Origin of the sequence: Streptomyces glomeratus, assembly GCF_021462825.1 — a bacterium.
GTDB classification, from domain to species: domain Bacteria; phylum Actinomycetota; class Actinomycetes; order Streptomycetales; family Streptomycetaceae; genus Streptomyces; species Streptomyces glomeratus.
Window position 1 is genome coordinate 33542 of record NZ_JAKEEB010000036.1, and the last position, 19822, is coordinate 53363.

The window sequence follows — 19822 nt, forward strand, 5'->3', positions numbered from 1 at the left end:
GCGAAACGTGATCGACTCCGCGGGTTGGCGACGATGGTCTTGGCAAGGCCTCCCGCGAGGCTTACGTTCGAGCCTCTACCACCTGTTTCTACGGGCGTAGAGGCTCGCTGACGTCCTCACCGGGACTTGAGGCAAAGGAGCGGCATCATGGCCCACGTCGTACGCGCCGCACTGGTCCAGGCGACCTGGACCGGCGACACCGAATCCATGATCGAGAAGCATGTGGCGCACGCCCGCGAGGCGGCCCGGCAGGGCGCGCAGGTCATCGGCTTCCAGGAGATCTTCAACGCCCCCTACTTCTGCCAGGTCCAGGAGCCCGAGCACTACCGCTGGGCCGAGCCCGTGCCCGACGGACCCACCGTCACCCGGATGCGGGAGCTGGCCCGTGAGACCGGCATGGTCATCGTCGTCCCCGTCTTCGAGCTCGAGCAGTCCGGCTTCTACTTCAACACCGCGGCGGTGATCGACGCCGACGGCTCGTACCTCGGCAAGTACCGCAAGCACCACATCCCTCAGGTCAACGGCTTCTGGGAGAAGTACTACTTCAAGCCGGGCAACCTCGGCTGGCCCGTTTTCGACACCGCGGTCGGCAAGGTGGGCGTGTACATCTGCTACGACCGTCACTTCCCGGAGGGCTGGCGGCAACTCGGTCTCAACGGTGCCCAGTTGGTGTACAACCCGTCCGCCACCTCGCGCGGCCTGTCGGGCTACCTCTGGCAGCTGGAGCAGCCCGCGGCCGCCGTCGCCAACGAGTACTTCATCGCCGCGATCAACCGCGTGGGCCGCGAGGAGTACGGAGACAACGACTTCTACGGCACGAGCTACTTCGTCGACCCCCGCGGCCAGTTCGTGGGGGAGCTCGCCAGCGACAAGGAGGAGGAGCTCGTCGTCCGGGACCTCGACTTCGACCTCATCGAAGAAGTGCGGCAGCTGTGGGCGTTCTACCGCGACCGCCGCCCCGACGCGTACGAAGGACTGGTGAAGCCGTGACCGACCTGTACGCCCGCCACCGGGCCGTCCTGCCCGACTGGCTCGCGCTGTACTACAAGGACCCCCTGGAGATCACCCACGGCGAGGGCCGCCACGTCTGGGACGCCGACGGCAGGAAGTACCTGGACTTCTTCGGCGGGATCCTCACCACCATGACCGCGCACGCCCTGCCCGAGGTCACCAAGGCGGTGAGCGAGCAGGCCGGGCGGATCATCCACAGCTCGACCCTCTACCTGAACCGGCCGATGGTGGAACTGGCCGAGCGTATCGCCCGGTTGAGCGGCATCCCGGACGCCCGGGTCTTCTTCACCACATCCGGCACCGAGGCCAATGACACCGCGCTGTTGCTGGCGACCACCTACCGGCGGAGCAACCAGGTCCTGGCGATGCGCAACAGCTACCACGGCCGCTCCTTCAGCTCGGTCGGCGTCACCGGCAACCGCGGCTGGTCCCCCACCTCGCTGTCACCGCTGGGGACCCTCTACGTCCACGGGGGCGTCCGCACCCGCGGCCCGTTCGCCCACCTGAGCGACGCGGACTTCATCGCGGCCTGCGTCGAGGACCTGAAGGACCTGCTCGGGCACATCCGGCCGCCCGCCGCGCTGATCGCCGAGCCCATCCAGGGCGTGGGCGGCTTCACCTCGCCGCCGGACGGGCTGTACGCGGCCTTCCGCGAGGTGCTCGAGGAGCACGGCATCCTGTGGATCGCGGACGAGGTGCAGACCGGCTGGGGCCGCACCGGTGACCACTTCTGGGGCTGGCAGGCCCATGGACAGAGCGGCCCGCCGGACCTCCTCACCTTCGCCAAGGGCATCGGCAACGGCATGTCCATCGGCGGGGTGGTCGCCCGCGCGGAGATCATGAACTGCCTGGACGCGAACTCCATTTCGACGTTCGGCGGCACCCAGATCACCATGGTCGCAGGGCTCGCCAACCTCACCTATCTGCTGGAGCACGACCTCCAGGGCAACGCCCGCCGGGTGGGCGGAGCGCTCCTGGAGCGGCTGCGGGCGGCGACCGCCCGGCTCCCGGTCGTCCGCGAGGTGCGCGGACGCGGCCTGATGATCGGCGTCGAGCTGGTCAGGCCCGGCACGGACGAGGCCGACCCGGAGGCCGCGGCCGCCGTGCTGGAGGCCGCCCGCGAGGGCGGACTGCTGATCGGCAAGGGCGGCGGGCACAACACCAGCGTCCTGCGCATCGCCCCGCCGCTCACGCTGACCGCGCCGGAGGCGGAGGAGGGCGCCGCGATCCTCGAGCACGCCCTCGGGAGCGTCCGGTGACCCGCGTCCTCCGACAGCGTCGTCACGAGGTGTCCCCGTCGACGAGCCGATGACCTGAGCAAGGGAACGCCGCCATGTCCACCGCCCTGGAACCAGCCCTGTCGGTACGCCAGGTCCTCACCCTGGACCGGGTGCTCGCCGGAGAGCCCGAGGTGGTGGCCGGCGCCGGGCATCTCGACCGGCCGGTGCGCTGGGTGCACGTCGCCGAGGCACCCGACGTCGGAGTGATGCTCAGCGGCGGCGAGATGGTCCTCACCACCGGGGTGCTGCTCGCCGGCGACGTGGAGAAGCAGGCCGAGTACATCCGGTCCCTGCACCGCGCGGAGGCCGCGGCCGTCGTCCTCGGACTCGGCCGAGCCTTCCCCACGCCCCCGGACGTGATGCGCCGGGCCGCCGAGCGCTGCGGACTGCCCCTGGTGGTCCTGCACCGGCCCTTCCCCTTCGCGGAGCTGACCGAGGAGGTCCAGTCCCGGCTGGTGCGGCGCAAGTTCGCGGCCGTGAGCCTGTCGGAGTCGGTCCGTACGGCCCTGACGGGACTCATCACCGCGGGCGCCCCGCTCCAGCGGCTGCTCGACGAGATCGCCGTACACGCCGCCTGTCCCGTGGTTCTCACCAACCTCGCCCACCGGGTGCTGGCCACCGCGGGGGAGCGGTCCGCGGTCGACGACGTGCTGCGGGACTGGGAGCGCATCGCCCGGCAGGCCGGCGGCAGCGAGGGCGACGGCTGGGTCCGCGCCGAACTGGGCGGACGCGGCGAGCGCTGGGGCAGGATCGTGCTGTGCGGCTACCGCGGTGACAGCCCCATCGGGCGCCTGCTCGCCGAACGCGCCGCCGAGGCGCTCGTGCTGCACCGCATGCTCGGCGGGCCGGCGCACTCCTGGGAGGAGCAGTCCGCGCAGGGCCTGCTGACCGACCTGGTCTCCGGAGTCGTACCGGCCCGTCAGCTGCTGCCGAGGGCCCGGGCGGCCGGGTTGCCCGTCAACCGCCGTACCTTCGTCCCTCTCGTCGTACGCGACGGCGAACCGGCCGGACTCGACCGCGTCCTGCGTCTGCTGGGGCTGTCCGGACTCGTCGCGGACCTCGCCGACGGGGCCACCGCCATCCTGCTCAGCCTCGCCCGGGACCAGGACGCCGAGGCGCTGACCGCACACTTCGCCGCCCGGCTGCGGACCGAGTCCGGCACACTCGGAACCGTGGTCGCGGCCGCCGACGCGCGCACCGCCTGGGAGGACGTGCCCGCGGGGCTGCGGGAGGCCCGGCACGTGGCGGACGCCGTCGCCGCCCACTCCGCCGCCCAGGACCTGCCGGCCGTCGTACGGCTCAAGGACGTCCATCTGCGCGGCCTGATCCGGCTGTTGCGTGACGACCCGCATGTGCAGTCCTTCGCCGAACGGGAGCTGGACGGCCTGCTGTGCGGACGCCACGCCGAGCAGGAGCTGCTGCCCGTGCTGCGGACCTATCTCGCCACCGGCCGCAACAAGTCCCGCACCGCCCAGCTGCACCACGTCAGCAGGCCCGCGCTGTACCGCCGCCTGGAGGCCATCCAGGCCCTCCTGGGGGTCGACCTGGACGACTTCGAACAGGCCGCCTCCGTGCACATCGCGCTGCTCGCGCACGACGCCCAACAAGGGTGAGACACCATGGGAACCAGCGGGAAACCGCACCGGACGGGCCGGGGTGACACCGTGGAACGCGGCGCGCCCGCAGACGTGACACGGTGCCACTCAAACCGGTCCGCCGGGCTTCCTAAGCTCGCCGCACACCGAGCGACCGGAGGTCCCGATGAGCAGAGTGGTCCGTGCCGCCGTCTTCCAGACCGCCTGGACAGGCGACAAGGAATCGATGATCCAGGTCCACGAGCAGGCGGTCCGCGACGCGGCCGCTCAGGGCGCCGAGGTCCTGTGCTTCCAGGAGCTGTTCTACGGGCCGTACTTCTGCCAGGTCCAGGACCCCGCGTTCTACGAGTACGCCGAGCGGATCCCGGACGGCCCGGTCGTCAAGCGCTTCCAGGCGCTGGCGAAGGAGTTGGGCATCGTGCTGGTCCTGCCCATGTACGAGGAGGAGCAGCCCGGCGTCCTCTACAACACCGCGGCGGTGATCGACGCCGACGGCTCGTACCTCGGCAAGTACCGCAAGACCCACATCCCGCAGGTGAAGGGTTTCTGGGAGAAGTTCTACTTCCGCCCCGGCAACTCAGGCTGGCCCGTCTTCGACACCAAGGCCGGACGGATCGGTGTCTACATCTGCTACGACCGCCACTTCCCCGAGGGCTGGCGCGCCCTCGGCCTCGCGGGCGCGGAGATCGTGTTCAACCCGTCGGCGACCTCCCGAGGGCTGTCCGGCTATCTGTGGCAGCTGGAGCAGCCGGCCGCGGCCGTCGCCAACGAGTACTTCGTGGGCGCGATCAACCGGGTGGGCGTCGAGGAACTGGGCGACAACGACTTCTACGGCACCTCCTACTTCGTGGACCCGGAGGCGCAGTTCGTCGGCGAGGTGGCGAGCGACAAGGAGACCGAGCTGGTCGTGCGCGATCTCGACCTGGCGAAGCTGCGGGAGGTGCGCGACCGCTGGCAGTTCTACCGCGACCGCGCCCCGGGCGCGTACAGGCCGCTGACCGCTCCGTGACGGGCGGAGCCGCCCGCGCCCCGAAAGGGGCGCGGGTCAGCGGTCCGGCACGCGACCGGGCCGTGTGGGCGCCCCCCACCACAGACAACCCGCACTCCTCACGACCGCCGTCAACGCCCGGAGGGTGAGCATGACTCGTACCGTCATCCGCGGTGGCCTCGTCATCACCGCGTCCGACGAGATCCACGCCGACGTCCTGATCGAGGACGGCCGCATCGCCGCCCTCGCCGCGTCCGGCACCCCGGCCGCCGCGGCCTTCACCGCCGAGCGAAGCGAGATGGGGGCACCCCCGCCCGAAGGGTGGGGGAGGACCATCGACGCCACCGGCAAGTACGTGATCCCGGGCGGCGTCGACGCCCACACCCACATGGAGCTGCCCTTCGGCGGCACCTACGCCTCCGACACCTTCGAGACCGGCACGCGGGCCGCCGCCTGGGGCGGAACGACGACGATCGTCGACTTCGCGGTGCAGAGCGTCGGCCACACCCTGCGGGAGGGCCTGGACGCGTGGCACGCCAAGGCCGAGGGCAACTGCGCCATCGACTACGCCTTCCACATGATCGTCTCCGATGTCAACGCGGAGACACTGAAGGAGATGGACCTGCTGGTCGAGGAGGGCGTCACCTCCTTCAAACAGTTCATGGCGTACCCCGGCGTGTTCTACAGCGACGACGGCCGGATCCTGCGCGCCATGCAGCGCTCCGCCGAGAACGGCGGACTGATCATGATGCACGCCGAGAACGGCATCGCGATCGACGTGCTGGTCGAGCAGGCGCTGGCCCGCGGCGAGACCGACCCCCGCTACCACGGCGAGGTCCGCAAGGCGCTGCTGGAGGCCGAGGCCACCCATCGCGCCATCAAGCTCGCCCAGGTCGCGGGAGCGCCCCTGTACGTCGTGCACGTCTCGGCACAGGAGGCGGTGGCCGAGCTGGCCCGGGCGCGCGACGAGGGGCTCAACGTCTTCGGCGAGACCTGCCCCCAGTACCTGTTCCTGTCCACCGACAACCTCGCCGAGCCGGACTTCGAGGGCGCCAAGTACGTGTGCTCGACGCCCCTGCGGCCCAAGGAGCACCAGGCGGCCCTGTGGAGGGGCTTGCGCACCAACGACCTCCAGGTGGTCTCGACCGACCACTGCCCCTTCTGCTTCGTGGGACAGAAGGAGCTGGGCCGGGGCGACTTCTCCAAGATCCCCAACGGTCTCCCGGGCGTGGAGAACCGCATGGACCTGCTGCACCAGGCCGTCGTCGACGGGCACATCTCGCGCCGCCGCTGGATCGAGATCGCCTGTGCCACCCCGGCCCGGATGTTCGGCCTCTATCCGAAGAAGGGCACCATCGCCCCGGGTGCGGACGCCGACGTCGTCATCTACGACCCGCACGCCGAGCAGGTCATGTCCGCCGAGACCCACCACATGAACGTCGACTACTCGGCCTATGAGGGCAGGCGCACGACCGGCCGGGTCGAGACCGTCCTGTCGCGCGGTGAACCCGTCATCACCGAGCGGGAGTTCACCGGGCACGCCGGACATGGCGTCTACACCCCCCGCTCCACCTGCCAGTACCTCAACTAGGAGTGGCGCACATGGACTTCGGACTCGTCCTGCAGACCGACCCGCCGGCCTCGCGGGTCGTCAGCCTGATGAAGAGGGCCGAACGCAACGGCTTCCGTTACGGCTGGACCTTCGACTCGGCCGTGCTGTGGCAGGAACCGTTCGTCATCTACAGCCAGATCCTGGCGAACACGGTGAAACTGACGGTCGGCCCGATGGTGACGAACCCGGGCACCCGCACCTGGGAGGTCACGGCCTCCACGTTCGCCACCCTCAACGACATGTTCGGCAACCGCACGATCTGCGGCATCGGCCGCGGCGACTCCGCGATGCGCGTCGCGGGCCGCAAGCCCAACACACTGGCCCGGATCAGCGAGGCCATGAAGGTGATCCGGGCGCTGGGCCGCGGTGAGGCCGCCGATCTCGGCGGCGGCACGGTCGTCAGGTTCCCGTGGATCAAGCCCGGTGCCGAACTGCCGGTGTGGATGGCCGCCTACGGCCCCAAGGCGCTGAAGATGGCCGGGGAGGAGGCCGACGGATTCATCCTCCAGCTCGCCGACCTCTATCTGACCGAGTACATGGTCAAGGCCGTCAAGGACGCGGCCGCGGCCGCCGGGCGCAACCCCTCCGACGTCAGGGTCTGCGTGGCCGCACCCGCGTACGTCACCGCGGACGACTCGCCCGAGGCGCTCGCCCACGCCCGGGATCAGTGCCGCTGGTTCGGCGGCATGGTCGGCAACCACGTGGCCGACCTCGTCGCCAAGTACGGCGAGCACTCGGCCGCCGTACCGGACGCGCTCACCGACTACATCAAGGCCCGGGAGGGCTACGACTACGCGCACCACGGGCGCAGCGGCAACCCCGACACCCAGTTCGTGCCCGACGAGATCGTCGACCGGTTCTGTGTCATCGGCCCGGTCGAGAAGCACATCGAGAAGCTCACCGCGCTGCGTGACCTGGGCGTCGACCAGTTCGCCGTCTACGACATGCACGACGCGCAGGAGGCCGTCATCGACGCCTACGGATCGCAGGTCATCCCGGCGGTCAACGGCTAGCCGGGGGCCTCCGGGTCCCCCGGCCCCGCTCGTCCCCTTCCCGCTCCCCCGGGAAGGGGGCCAAGGCGCTCCCTGTTGCCTCGTCCTCCGGGGCGCACCCCCCATCGGCGCCACCCGCACGGCGTTTCCCACCCCACCTCACGATGGGCCTGCCCATGACCGACACCGCCCCTCCGGCCATACCGATGTCCGCCCAAGTCACCCGTCCCGACGGCCGCGTGGAGTTCGCCCCCGGCTCTCCACCGCCGAGCGGTCCCTACGCCAACAAGGACCTGCTGCCGGTCCCCGTGGACAGGCGCACCTGGACCACGTACAACTTCTCCGCGCTGTGGGTGGGCATGGCCCACAACACCGCCTCCTGGACGCTGGCCTCCGGTCTGATCGCCGTGGGCATGGACTGGAAGCAGGCGGTGTTCACCATCGCCCTGGCCAATGTGATCGTGCTGGTCCCGATGCTGCTCACCGGGCATGCGGGACCCAAGTACGGCATCCCCTTCCCGGTCTTCGCCCGATCCTCCTTCGGCGTGCGCGGCGCCAACCTGCCCGCCGTCGTACGGGCCCTAGTGGCCTGCGGCTGGTTCGGCATCCAGACCTGGATCGGCGGCGAGGCGATCTACTTCCTCGCCGGGAAGCTCATCGGCGGCAGCTGGGTGAACGCCTCCGAGGTGGGCGGCCAGCCCTGGACGATGTGGCTGTCCTTCGCGATCTTCTGGGTGATCCAGGTCGCCATCATCTACCGGGGCATGGAGACGATCCGGCGGTTCGAGAACTGGGCGGCGCCCTTCGTGCTCGTGGGTGCGTTCGTGATGCTCGGCTGGATGGCCAGCAAGGCCGGCGGCCTCGGCCCGCTGTTCGACCAGCCGTCCAGGCTGGGCTGGGGAGCGGACTTCTGGAAGCTGTTCGCGCCCTCCCTCATGGGCATGATCGGTTTCTGGTCCACTCTGTCGCTGAACATCCCGGACTTCACCCGGTACGGCAAGAGCCAGAAGGCCCAGACCTGGGGCCAGGCACTGGGTCTGCCGACCACGATGACCCTGTTCGCGTTCCTGTCGGTACTGGTCACCTCCGGCTCGCAGGCGGTGTACGGCAAGCCGGTCTGGGACCCGGTGCAGCTGGCGGCCAAGACGGACAGCGTGGTCGGTCTGCTGTACGCGCTGGTGACGGTGCTCGTGGCGACACTGTCCGTGAACGTCGCGGCCAACCTGGTCTCGCCGGCGTTCGACTTCTCCAACATCGCGCCCCGGAGAATCAGTTTCCGCACCGGCGCCCTCGTCACCTGTGTGCTCGGGGTGCTGATCTTCCCGTGGAAGCTCTACTCCGACCCGCGGGGCTACATCTTCACCTGGCTCGGCCTCGTCGGCGGTCTGCTCGGGACGGTGGCCGGCATCCTCGTCGCCGACTACTGGATCCTGCGCCGCGCCCGCCTCGACCTCGCCGACCTCTACCGCGCGGGCTCGGGCCGGTACTGGTACGCGGGCGGCTGGAACTGGCGGGCCGTCGTGGCCCTCGTGATCGGCGGTGTACTGGCGATCGGCGGCGCGGACTTCCACCCGCTGATCGACGGCCGCCCGATCCCGGCCCTGAGGTCCCTCGCCGACTACGGCTGGGCGGTGGGCCTGGGCACCTCCATGGCGGTGTACCTGGCGCTGATGCTGCCGCGGCGCCGCGAGGAGGCCGCCGACTGATGTCCCGGCCGCGCGTGGAGGACGGTCAGCTCTGCTTCCGGCCGTTCTCCAGCGCGGTCACCGCTTCCCGGGCCGCCTTGATCGCACCCTTGTTGATCTCGTCGGTCCCGGGCGCCTTCTTCGTCTCGAAGTCGCTGCCGTTGTACGTGACCGACACCAGCGCGTTGGACGAGCGGACCAGCACCACACCCTCGCGGGTCTCCTGCTTGTCCTCAGTGCTCAGGTTCACCACCGAGTAGCCGGCGTCGCCGATACCGGGGACCGCGCCTCCGCCGCTCTTCTCCGCGGTGCGCTGGGTGTACGCCTTCTGGGCGGCGGCCTGCGAGTCCGTGATCTCGAAGGTCACGTCGAGCCATCGGTAGTCGAAGCCCTTGAGCGCGTTCCAGGAGCAGGTGCGGCGGATGGACGCGTCCGTCGACGGGATCTCCTTGCCGGCCGTCTTGGCGCCCGGGACGAGTGATGTGATCGTGCTCTTGGCCAGGGTGCCGCACGGCGCGGGTGCGGTGGCGTACGCCTTGGCCGTCGCCGCAGGGTTCGCGGACGACGCGGACCCCGGGGAGCCGCTCTGCGCGTCCTGCGTGCCGGGGCTTCCCTGCGCCGACTTACCGCCGGTGGCCGGGGCCGCGGCGAGCGGACCGGACGACAGGGCCCAGCCCGCCGAGGCGAGTACGGCGACCGGCAGCAGGCGCGCGGTCAGGGCGAGCGGCAGAGGCAGAGAAAGCACGGCGCACTTCTCGTGGGGGACGGTGCGGAGGGAGTCCGCACTGCGGACGGGACGCCAGTGTCACATGACTCACTGTGAGGCGGAAGGGCGAACTCGCTCCGTGCCCGCGCGATGACAGCACTCGATGTTGACGGCGTGTGAGTTTCTCTGCGCTCGCCACAGTGTGCCCGTTATGTCCTCGCCTCCGCGGCAAGCGCGGAGGGGACCCGGGCAAGGCTCGGAAGGGGCGGACACCCAAGGCTCGGAGGGCGGACCGTCGCCGCCCTCCGGGTCCTGCCCCGTGCACGGGGCGTTCGCAGCGGACTATCGGAAGATCAGTGCCAACGCGTAGGCCAGGAAGAATCCGGCCACCAGCACGGTGAGAAACATGATCGCGATCAGTGGGCCCTTGCCCCAGCCGCGCGTCCGGTCGTAGACCACGTTCGGGGAGGCACCCGAGGTGCTGCCCTCGCCGGGCGGGGTCTCGCCCGGCGGAACCCCGCCCGGCTCCACGCGGGGTGTCTTCGCCGGCTCGGGCTCGGGGCCGCCGTACTGCCTGTCCCGCATGCCGTCTTCCTTCCTGTCCCGGTCGATACCCTTCCTGCGTCACCGAGTACCCCCGTAATAGCTACTTATTCGGGCAGTACGGGCAAAAGGGGTCGATGGCCGGGGAGGGTCAGGTCTCGCGGGACTCCTCCAGACAGCCCCTCGCCACCGCGCCGGCACGGCTCAGCCAGTCGGCGAGGACGGCGATCTCCTCCTGTGTGTAGTCGGCGAAAAGTCCTTCGAGCAGCGCATGGCAGGGCTCGTGGACGGTCCGCACACGCTCGGCGGCGGCCGGGGTGGCGGCCACGATCACCCGGCGCCGGTCGGCCGGATCCGGCCGCCGGGTGACGAACCCGCCGCGCTCCAGGCGGTTGATGATGCCCGTCACCGCCCCGGTGGTGACGTGCGCGCGCCGGGCCAGGTCGCCCGCGGTGACCGGCGAGTCGCCGGCCCCGGCGATGTACGCGAAGCAGACCAGGTCCGTGACGCTCAGACCGAGGGTCCGGGCGAACTCCTGCCGTCCGATGATGCTCGTCGCGATGAGGTCGTCCAGGGCGGCGAGCGCATCCGTGGCGGAGCCGGGGAGGCGAAGTCTGCCCTCCACTGGGTTTCCCTTAGTGCCTAAGTCGAATTCCTTACTTACCAAGACACCACGGTCCGGCACCGGTGGTGCGGTCATGGCATGCCGTGACGCAGTCCGGGTGGCCGTGGCGCGCGGCGCGGTCCCGTAGCGTCGGACCCCACTCGCCGGCCGGGTGACCCGGCGTCAGGAACCCTGCCGGGTCGGCAGGCCCTTGGACCGCAGCACGGCGTAGCCGATGCCCATGCCCACCGCCAGCGGCCATTCGAGGGCGCCCACCACCGCCAGCGCGCCGAGGCCGGCGTACACGGGCAGTCCGCGTCGGGCGGTCAGCGCGCGGCGGGCGATGGCCACCGGACCCGCGACGGCGTCGACCGCCCAGGTCGCCGCCTCACCGAGGCCCGGGAGAGTGACGGTGATCGTGCGCCCTCCGGACGCGGCGGTGGCAGTGCCCTTCGGTGACTTCCCGGCCGGTCCGGCCCCGGGGCGCCGCGTCTTCTCCGCCCCGGACGGCTTCTTGGCCTCCGACACCCTGGCCGTCCCGGACGGCTTCTTCGCCTCGGGCGTCGCCGTCTCCGAGGCGGGCTGCGACGCCTTGGCGGTGGCTGTGGTCGGGCGCTTCTCGGCAATCCTCGGCGTGGTCACGGCTCACATCCGTTCGTGGGGTCCGGAACATCGCCCCCCGGCGAGGCCAAGCTACCTGCGAACAAAGAGCCCTGCGAGCCGGGAAGCCGTTCGGACCAGCATTCCGGGCGGGCGGTGCCCGGGGGGCTCATGCTGATCGCAAAGGACGAAGGAACGGCCTGCTGCGGAGGTGGCACGCGGATGTCGTTGTTGTCCGGGGTGCTTTCGCCGCTGTCCACACCGCTGTCCCGAAGCCTGGCGGGCGGGCTGGCCGCCGGTGTTCGCGAGGCCGTGGACGGGGCCACCCGGCTGCTCGGGGTACACAGGCGCGACGTGTGGTCCCGCCCCGGGCGCTGTCATATCGATGTGCGAGGGGTGCGCGGGCCGCGGGGCATGTGGGTGGGCCGGATCGTGGAGCGCGCACTCGAGGAGCATCCGGGCGTGGTGTGGGCACGGGTGAACGCCCCCGCGGAACGGGTCGTCGTCGAACTTGCCTCGCCGCCACCGCCCCGGCAGGAACTGCTGCGGATCATCGCCCACGCGGAGGCCCACGGCGCCGCCGCGACCGCGGATCCCGGCGGGTCCGACCCGTGGTGCCCCGAGCCGCACCATCCGTGCGAGGGGCGCCGCACACGGCCGGCGCTTCCGGTCCTCGCGGCGGACGTCGCGGGACTGCTGCTCACGCTGGCCACACGCCTGTCACCGTGGACCCCGCTCCCCGCCGAAGTGGGGGCCCTCGTCTCGGCCGTCCAGTGCCACCCTCTTCTGAACCGGTTGGCGGCATCGGTCCTCGGCCACCGGGAGCGTCCGGAGGCAGCTATTCCGGTGCTCAACGCGATCGTGCAGGGCGTGGCCACCCGCGGCGGTGGGCTGGTCCTCGATGCCGCGCAGCGTCTGGCGCAGTGGCGGGAGGCCAACGCGGCCCTGGAGGCGTGGGCGCGGGCGGAGCCGCGGTTGGTGCGGGGCCCGGAGGACGCGCGGGCCGAGCCGACCGTGACACAACGGCCCCGGGAGCACCAGGACGTGACGGAGCGCTATGCCGCGCGGGCCATGGGGGCGGGCGCGGCCGTCGGCGCCCTGGCAACCCCCGGCGTGGGGCCGAGGCGCGCGCTCGCGGTGGCGTTGTCCAGCATGCCGAAGGCGCCGGAGACCGGGCGGGAGGGCTTCGCCACCACCCTGGCCCGGTTCCTCGCGCTGCGCGGCGTCGTGGCCATGGACCGCGGTGCGCTGCGCCGCCTGGGCCAGGTCGACACCGTGCTCCTGGACGTGGACGTACTGCGCAGCGGACGCCATGAACTGACCGATCTGGAGCTGCTGGGCGGCGCCGAGCCCGCGGACGTCTCCGACCGGCTGTTCGCGCTGTTCGACCCCGCCGCACTCGCCCGCGTGCACCAGGACGACGACGGCTGGGCACTCGGTCCCCTGGAGCGCCTGGATCTAACGGGCCGCACCGGCCGGCGGGCCGCGGACCGGCTGCGGCACCGAGGCAGCGAACAGGTGCTGGGCCTGTCCTGCCGGCGCCGCCTGGTGGCCGTGGCGGGGGTGGCGGCGCAGACGCTGCCCGGCGCGCAGGCCCTGGCGGCCGCGGCCCGCCGCTCGGGGATCCGCGTGGTCCTGGCCGGCGACCGGCCGTATCCGGAACTCGGCTTCGTCGACGCGATGGTGCCGACGGGGAGCCGTCTGGTGGCGTCCGTGCGCGGGTTGCAGGCGGACGGTGCGGTGGTGCTGCTGGTGTCGGGCAACCGCCGTGCGCTGGGCGCGTCCGACTGCGGCATCGGAGTGCACCGCGAGGGAGAGCCACCGGCCTGGGGCGCCCACCTGCTGGTCGGCACCGACCTGGACTCGGTCGCGCTCATCCTCACCGGCGTCGGCGTGGCCCGTCATGTCGACCGGGACAGCGCGGTGCTGGCCGCGAGCGGCAGCGGCATCGGCGCGGTGGCGGCCCTTCGGGCACCGGCCGCCGAGGCGTGCTCGCGCGGACAGGCGGCGTGCAACACCGCCGGGGGCATCGCCTTCGCCCTGGGGGTCTGGCGCGCACGGCAGCTGTGCTCGCGCCCCGTCAGCCCCTCCGTGGAGACGGTGCCCTGGCACCTGATGCCGCCCGCTCAGGTGCTGGGGCGGCTGCGCACGAGCATCGACGGACTGTCCGCGCAGGAGGCCGACGCACGGGCCAAGGAGCCGTCACGGACGGGTGTGACCCCGCGTACGACGCTGCCGTCGGCGTTCGTCGAGGAGCTCGCCAACCCGCTGACACCCGTGCTGGCCGGCGGTGCGGCCCTGGCCGCCTCCGTGGGCTCACGGGCGGACGCCGTTCTCGTCGCCCTGATCACCGCGACCTCGGCGCTGGTCGGCGGCGTTCAGCGGGTGCGGACCGAACGGGCCCTCGCCGAGCTGACCGCCCGTTCCGCCGTGGGCGCCCGGGTACGGCGGGATGGGGCCGAGCGGCTGGTCACCGCGGAGGACCTGGTGCCGGGAGACGTCATCCTGCTCCGGCCCGACGATGTGGTCCCCGCCGACTGCCGCCTGCTTCAGGCCCAGGGCCTCGAGGTCGACGAGTCGTCGCTGACGGGCGAGTCCCTGCCCGTGGCCAAGGACCCGGTTCCCGTGGTCGCCGCGCATCTCACCGACCGCCGCTCGATGCTCTACGAGGGCACCACCGTCTCCGCCGGAGAAGCGGTCGCCGTGGTCGTGGCCACCGGGGCGGCCACCGAGGTCGGGCGCACCATGGCCACCGCCAGGGAGGCGGCACCGGCCACCGGTGTCGAGGCACGGCTGTCGTCCCTCACGAAGGCCAGCCTGCCCCTGGCGACGGGCTCCGCGGCGGCGGTCGCCGGGGCCGGGCTGGTGCACGGGCGTCCGATCGCCGAGAGCCTGGCCTCGGCGGTCAACCTGGCGGTCGCCTCGGTCCCCGAGGGGCTGCCGTTCCTCGTCAACGCGGCCCAGCTGGCCTCCGCGCGCCGGCTGGCCGAACACGGTGCGCTCGTACGCAATCCGCGCACCATCGAGGCGCTCGGCCGGGCCGATGTGCTGTGCTTCGACAAGACCGGCACCCTCACCGAGGGCAATCTGCAACTCGTGGCCGTCAGCGACGGGGAGCGCACGCTCCCCGTCGGCCGGCTCGGCCCGCGGCACCGGACGATCCTGGCCGCCGCGCTCCGCGCCACCCCCGCCGCCCGCCAGTCGGAGCCGATGGCCCATCAGACCGACCGCGCGGTGGACGCCGGGGCCCGCCGGGCCCGGGTTCCGGTCGGCTACGGCGCGCCCCGCTGGCGGCGCACCGGCACCCTGCCCTTCGACCCGTCCCGCGCCTACCACGCCACAGCCGGCCGCACCGCCGGCATCACCCTGCTCAGCGTCAAGGGCGCCCCGGAGGTCCTGCTGGCCCGCTGCCGGCGCAGACGCCTGAACGGGGTGGAGACCGCACTCGACGACGCCGGGCGCACGGCGCTCACCGGGATCACCGAGAAGCTGGCCGGAGCAGGCCGCCGCGTCCTCGCCGTGGCGGAACGCACCATGGAGCCGGGCGAGGAGCTCACCGACGACATGGTGCGCGATCTGAACTTCGTCGGATTCGTCGTCCTGGCCGACCCGGTGCGCCCCGGTGCGGCCCCGGCCACCAGCCGGCTGCGCGCGGCCGGGGTGCACACGGTCCTGCTCACCGGGGACCACGCCGCCACCGCCGAGGCCATCGCGGCCTCCGTCACCGGCGACCGGGACCAAGCCGTGTGCACGGGGCCGGAGCTGGACGAGCTGGACGACGACGCGCTCGACGCGCTGCTGCCGACGGTGGATGTGATCGCCCGGTGCACCCCCCACCACAAGGTCCGTATCGTCGAGGCGTTCCAGCGTCTGGGCCGGGTCGTGGCGATGACCGGCGACGGGGCCAACGACGCCCCCGCCATCCGTCTCGCCGACGTCGGTATCGCGCTGGGGCGACGAGGCACTCCGGCCGCCACGGCCGCCGCCGATCTGGTCATCGGTGACGACCGCCTGGAGACGATCGTCACCGCCCTGACCGAGGGCCGGGCGATGTGGACCTCGGTCAGGACCGCGCTGGCCATCCTGATCGGCGGCAACCTCGGCGAGGTCACCTTCAGCGTGCTGGCCTCCGCACTGTCCGGCAGCTCGCCGCTGAGCGCCCGTCAGATCATGCTGGTCAACCTGCTCACCGACCTGGCCCCCGCCCTCGCCATCGCGGTGCGCACCCCGGCCGAGAGCACCGGGGAACAGTTGCTGCAGGAAGGCCCCCATCAGTCGCTGGGCACCGCGCTCACCCAGGAGATGCTGCAACGAGGGCTCACCACCGCCCTGGGTTCGGGGCTGGCCTGGACGGCCGCCCGCTTCACCGGCACACAACGCCGCGCCGGAACGGTGGCACTGGCCGCGGTGGTGGGCACCCAGCTCGCCCAGACGCTCACCAGCGGCGGTGCGGACCGCCAGGTGCTCGCCGCCACCATCGGCTCGGCCGCGATACTCGTCGGCATCATCCAGACCCCGGGCATCAGCCGGTTCTTCGGATCCACCCCGCTGGGACCCGTCGGCTGGGGCGTCGCCCTGGCGGCCATCATCACCGCCACGCTCCTCCACGCGAGGCTGGAGCCCCTGGCCCGTCGCCTGGCCGGCACGGGCTGGCTGCCCTCGGAGACAGCGGAGTCCGGCGACATCGGGGACACAGCGCCGTCCTCCTCGGCCGCGGCCGCCCTCGCGACGGGCGCGCTGACCTGGGTGAGCGGCGCGCTGTCCCGGCTCGGGCTGCCCACACCGGACCTCGGCCTGCTGACTGTCTGAGGGGCGCCCGTACGAGGACGGCCTCCACCGCGGTGCTCAGTCCACGGGCGGCAGGGCCGCGGACTCCGTGCCAGGTGGCCCGTGTCCAGGCGCGACCGCCACAAGTTCCGGCGGCGGGCGGCCGTGAGCGCGGCCTCGAGCGGTGAGGGCGGCACCGCCAGGACGGGGCAGTCCGCGTGCGCGAGGCAGTAACGGCCGACCGACGGCCCGAACGCGCGGTGCCATCGGCCGCGGTGGCCCGCGCCGACCACCAACACGTCGGCCTCACGGTCCGCGATCGACACCAGCGCCGGGTCGGGGGAGCCCCGGGCGATGAGCGCCCGCATCGGCAGCCCGGTGCCCTCGGCGCCGAACATGCCGTCGAGCGCCTCGAGCAGCCTCTCCCCCGCGCCAGGCGCTCCCACTCCGGCACCATGACGGATGCCGCCGGCGACCGGCGGGAGGCAAGGTCCCTGCGCCTGCCCGGAAAGCAGCGCGATCGGTAGCCTGCCGGGGGAGCAGCGTGATCGGCAGCCTGCCCGGGCATCAGGCGAACCCGAGCCGACCAAGCGGACCGACGCGCGTACACAACGAGGTGAGACGCCAGATGTTCACCACCCGGCCCACGCTCCAGGGCACCTTCGGCATGGTCTCCTCCACCCACTGGCTGGCCTCGCAGTCGGCGATGGCGGTACTGGAGGACGGCGGTACGGCGTTCGACGCGGCCGTCGCGGGAGCGTTCGTCCTGCACGTCGTGGAACCGCATCTCAACGGGCCGGCCGGCGAGGTCCCGATCCTCCTGGCCCCGGCGGGCGGCGAGGTGCGGGTGCTGTGCGGGCAGGGCGTGGCACCCGCCGGGGCCACGACCGCGCACTACCGGGACCTGGGCCTGGCACTCGTACCCGGCACCGGGCCGCTCGCCGCGGCCGTTCCGGGTGCGTTCGACGCCTGGATGCTGCTGCTGCGCGACCATGGCACGAAGTCTCTCGCCGACGTCCTGAAGTACGCCATCGGCTACGCCGAGCACGGGCACCCGCCCGTGGAACGCGTCGGCGAGACCGTGGAGAGCGTACGGAAGCTGTTCGAGACCGAGTGGAGCTCGTCGGCCGAGGTCTACCTGCCGGGCGGCCGGGCGCCCCGGCCCGGTGTGCTGCTGCGCAATCCCGCACTGGCCGCCACCTGGAAGCGGCTGCTCGCCGAGGTGTCCGGAGCCGGGGGCCGGGTGGCGCAGATCGAGGCCGCCCGCGAGGTGTGGCGGTCCGGATTCATCGCCGAGGCCCTTGTGCGGCAGGCGCGGCGGCCCACCATGGACGTGACCGGCGAGCGGCACACCGGCACCCTCAGCGCCGACGACCTCGCCGCCTGGTCGGCGTCCTACGAGGCGCCGGCGTCGTACGACTGGAACGGCTGGACGGTGTGCAAGCCCGGTCCCTGGAGCCAGGGCCCGGTCCTCCTCCAGCAGCTCGCCCTTCTCCCGCCCGAGCTGCCCCGGTACGGCACCGCCGACTACGTCCACCTGCTGATCGAGGGCTGCAAGCTCGCCATGGCCGACCGCGAGGCCTGGTACGGCGACGCGGCCGAAGTGCCGCTGGACGAACTGCTGTCGGACGCCTACAACGCCGGACGGCGCGCCCTGATCGGTGACACGGCGTCGTACGAGCTGCGCCCCGGTACCCCCTCGGGCCGGGTGGCACGGCTGAGCGTGCACGCGCGCGTGGTGGCCCCCGACGAGCGCGGCTTCGACCCGATGGGCGTGGGCGAGCCGACGCTCGTCCGGCACCCGGCGCCCGCGGTGCCCGGCGATCCGGACGCCGGCGCCGACGGGGCGACCCGCGGCGACACCTGCCACCTCGACGTCGCCGACCGCTGGGGCAACATGGTCGCGGCCACCCCCAGCGGTGGCTGGCTGCAGTCGAACCCGGTCGTGCCCGAGCTGGGCTTTCCGCTCGGTACCCGGCTCCAGATGGCCTGGCTGGACGAGGGCCTGCCCAACTCCCTGACGCCCGGGCGCCGCCCCCGCACCACCCTCACCCCCTCCATCGCGCTGCGCGACGGTGTGCCCGTGCTGGCGTTCGGCACGCCCGGCGGCGACCAGCAGGACCAGTGGCAGCTGCACTTCTTCCTCGCGGCCGCCCTGCGCCCGCCGGTCCGCGGCGGCCTCGACCTGCAAGGCGCCATCGACGCCCCGAACTGGCACAACGACAGCTTCCCCGGCTCCTTCTATCCGCGCGGCATGCGGCCCGGCAGCGTCACCGTCGAGTCCCGCACGGACCGCGCGGTCGTCGAGGAGCTGCGCCGGCGCGGTCACGACGTCACGGTCGGCGGCGCATGGTCCGAAGGGCGGCTGTGCGCGGTCGCCCGCGACCAGGAGACCGGCGTGCTGTCGGCGGCGGCGAATCCGCGCGGGATGCAGGGGTACGCGGTCGGGCGCTGACTCAGGCCGACGGGCGACGCCCCCGGCCGACGGGCGACGCCCCCGGTGGAAGATCAGGGCACTCGGTGTTCATGTCGATTCCACCACTTGTACACCGGACCGGTAGGGATTGTCAGTGCCGCATGCTCTCATGGAGGCATGATCGGAGACACCGAAACCATCGACGAGTTTCTCGCCCACCGCACGTCCGACGTGGAGGAGGCCGTCCGCACGGCGGCCGCCACCGAGATCATGCCGCGCTTCCGCCGCCTCGCCGCTCACGAGATCGACGAGAAGAGCGGCCCCCACGACCTGGTCACGGACGCCGACCGCAAGGCCGAGGCGTATCTCACGGAGGCGCTCGGCAAGCTGCTGCCCGGCTCGGTCGTGGTGGGCGAGGAGGCGGTGCACGCCAATCCGGCGACCTACGACGCGATCCGCGGCGAGGCACCCGTGTGGATCGTCGACCCCGTCGACGGCACCCGCCAGTTCGTCCACGGGGACCCCGGATTCTGCACCCTGGTCGCGCTCACCCAGGGCGGCGTCGTGCACGCCTCGTGGACCTATGCACCGGTCCACGACCGGTTCGCCACGGCGATACGGGGCGGGGGCGCGTTCCTCGACGGCAGGCGCCTGCACTCCGGCTCACCCGTCGCGGGCCGTGACCTGGAGGTGGCCACGTCCCACCCGTTCTACACGACGGACGACCAGAAGCGTGCGCTCCTCGGCCTCCAGACGGAGGGCGTCCGCCCGCGCTCGTGCGGATCGGCGGGCCTGGAGTATCTGCAGATCGCCCAGGGCCTGCTCGACGCGACGGCCTTCTGCTGGGAAGCGGCCTGGGACCACGCCGCGGGCCTGCTGCTGGTCCAGGAGGCGGGCGGCAGCCACCTCACGATCGCGGGCGAGCCCTTCCGCATCACCGGGGGCAACACCCTGCCCTTCACCGCGGCCCGGGACGAGGCCACGGCGCGCCGGGTGGTGGAGCTGCTGTCCCGCGGGACCTGA

Annotated in this window: 14 protein-coding genes and 1 pseudogene; 10 read left to right on the plus strand and 5 right to left on the minus strand. The window is 72.4% G+C overall.

Going from position 1 to position 19822, the window contains the following annotated elements; all coding sequences use genetic code 11:
• The first annotated feature begins 147 nt into the window (after nt 1-147).
• From LZ604_RS29465 to LZ604_RS29495, 7 genes are all read left to right on the plus strand, one after another.
• On the plus strand, nt 148-990 hold the full coding sequence (locus tag LZ604_RS29465) for a nitrilase-related carbon-nitrogen hydrolase (RefSeq protein WP_234518821.1): 843 nt from the start codon (nt 148-150) through the stop codon (nt 988-990).
• Nucleotides 987-2270: an aspartate aminotransferase family protein gene (locus LZ604_RS29470; protein WP_234518823.1), complete on the plus strand. Its 1284-nt coding sequence runs from the start codon at nt 987-989 to the stop codon at nt 2268-2270. Before LZ604_RS29465 ends, LZ604_RS29470 begins: the two co-directional genes overlap by 4 nt.
• A gap of 74 nt (nt 2271-2344) precedes the next feature.
• Nucleotides 2345-3904, plus strand: coding sequence for a PucR family transcriptional regulator (locus tag LZ604_RS29475; RefSeq protein ID WP_234518824.1), 1560 nt, complete (start codon nt 2345-2347; stop codon nt 3902-3904).
• Nucleotides 3905-4052: 148 nt separating this feature from the next.
• Nucleotides 4053-4895, plus strand: coding sequence for a nitrilase-related carbon-nitrogen hydrolase (locus tag LZ604_RS29480; RefSeq protein WP_234518826.1), 843 nt, complete (start codon nt 4053-4055; stop codon nt 4893-4895).
• Between the two features lie 130 nt (nt 4896-5025).
• Nucleotides 5026-6465 carry a dihydropyrimidinase gene (gene hydA / locus LZ604_RS29485; protein WP_234518827.1) on the plus strand — a complete coding sequence of 480 codons (1440 nt, stop codon included), beginning with the start codon at nt 5026-5028 and terminating at the stop codon, nt 6463-6465.
• Between the two features lie 11 nt (nt 6466-6476).
• Nucleotides 6477-7499, plus strand: a complete 1023-nt coding sequence (locus LZ604_RS29490) for a TIGR03842 family LLM class F420-dependent oxidoreductase (RefSeq protein WP_234518828.1) — start codon at nt 6477-6479, stop codon at nt 7497-7499.
• A gap of 155 nt (nt 7500-7654) precedes the next feature.
• The gene (locus LZ604_RS29495; protein WP_234518829.1) at nt 7655-9184 is read left to right on the plus strand and encodes an NCS1 family nucleobase:cation symporter-1; all 1530 of its coding nucleotides are present in this window, start codon (nt 7655-7657) and stop codon (nt 9182-9184) included.
• 25 nt (nt 9185-9209) lie between these two features.
• Here LZ604_RS29495 and LZ604_RS29500 read toward each other — a convergent pair whose 3' ends face one another.
• From LZ604_RS29500 to LZ604_RS29515, 4 genes are all read right to left on the minus strand, one after another.
• Entirely contained in the window at nt 9210-9908 is a 699-nt protein-coding gene (locus LZ604_RS29500) for a hypothetical protein (protein ID WP_234518830.1), read from the minus strand.
• Nucleotides 9909-10211: 303 nt separating this feature from the next.
• Nucleotides 10212-10454, minus strand: a complete 243-nt coding sequence (locus tag LZ604_RS29505; RefSeq protein ID WP_234518831.1) for a DUF6480 family protein — start codon at nt 10452-10454, stop codon at nt 10212-10214.
• A 109-nt stretch (nt 10455-10563) separates the two neighbouring features.
• The gene (locus LZ604_RS29510) at nt 10564-11037 is read right to left on the minus strand and encodes a MarR family winged helix-turn-helix transcriptional regulator (RefSeq protein ID WP_234518832.1); all 474 of its coding nucleotides are present in this window, start codon (nt 11035-11037) and stop codon (nt 10564-10566) included.
• 162 nt (nt 11038-11199) lie between these two features.
• Nucleotides 11200-11658, minus strand: coding sequence for a hypothetical protein (locus LZ604_RS29515; RefSeq protein ID WP_234518833.1), 459 nt, complete (start codon nt 11656-11658; stop codon nt 11200-11202).
• A gap of 180 nt (nt 11659-11838) precedes the next feature.
• On the opposite strand from LZ604_RS29515, the gene LZ604_RS29520 reads away from it, so the two are divergent.
• Nucleotides 11839-16425: a cation-translocating P-type ATPase gene (locus tag LZ604_RS29520; RefSeq protein ID WP_234518834.1), complete on the plus strand. Its 4587-nt coding sequence runs from the start codon at nt 11839-11841 to the stop codon at nt 16423-16425.
• Nucleotides 16426-16634: 209 nt separating this feature from the next.
• Here the strand turns inward: LZ604_RS29520 and LZ604_RS36125 are convergent.
• Nucleotides 16635-16781, minus strand: a pseudogene (locus LZ604_RS36125) (universal stress protein); the annotation flags it as partial.
• 230 nt (nt 16782-17011) lie between these two features.
• On the opposite strand from LZ604_RS36125, the gene LZ604_RS29530 reads away from it, so the two are divergent.
• On the plus strand, nt 17012-18838 hold the full coding sequence (locus LZ604_RS29530) for a gamma-glutamyltransferase family protein (protein WP_234518835.1): 1827 nt from the start codon (nt 17012-17014) through the stop codon (nt 18836-18838).
• A gap of 138 nt (nt 18839-18976) precedes the next feature.
• Nucleotides 18977-19822 (plus strand): inositol monophosphatase family protein, encoded by an 846-nt coding sequence (locus tag LZ604_RS29535; RefSeq protein WP_234518836.1) that lies wholly within the window; start codon nt 18977-18979, stop codon nt 19820-19822.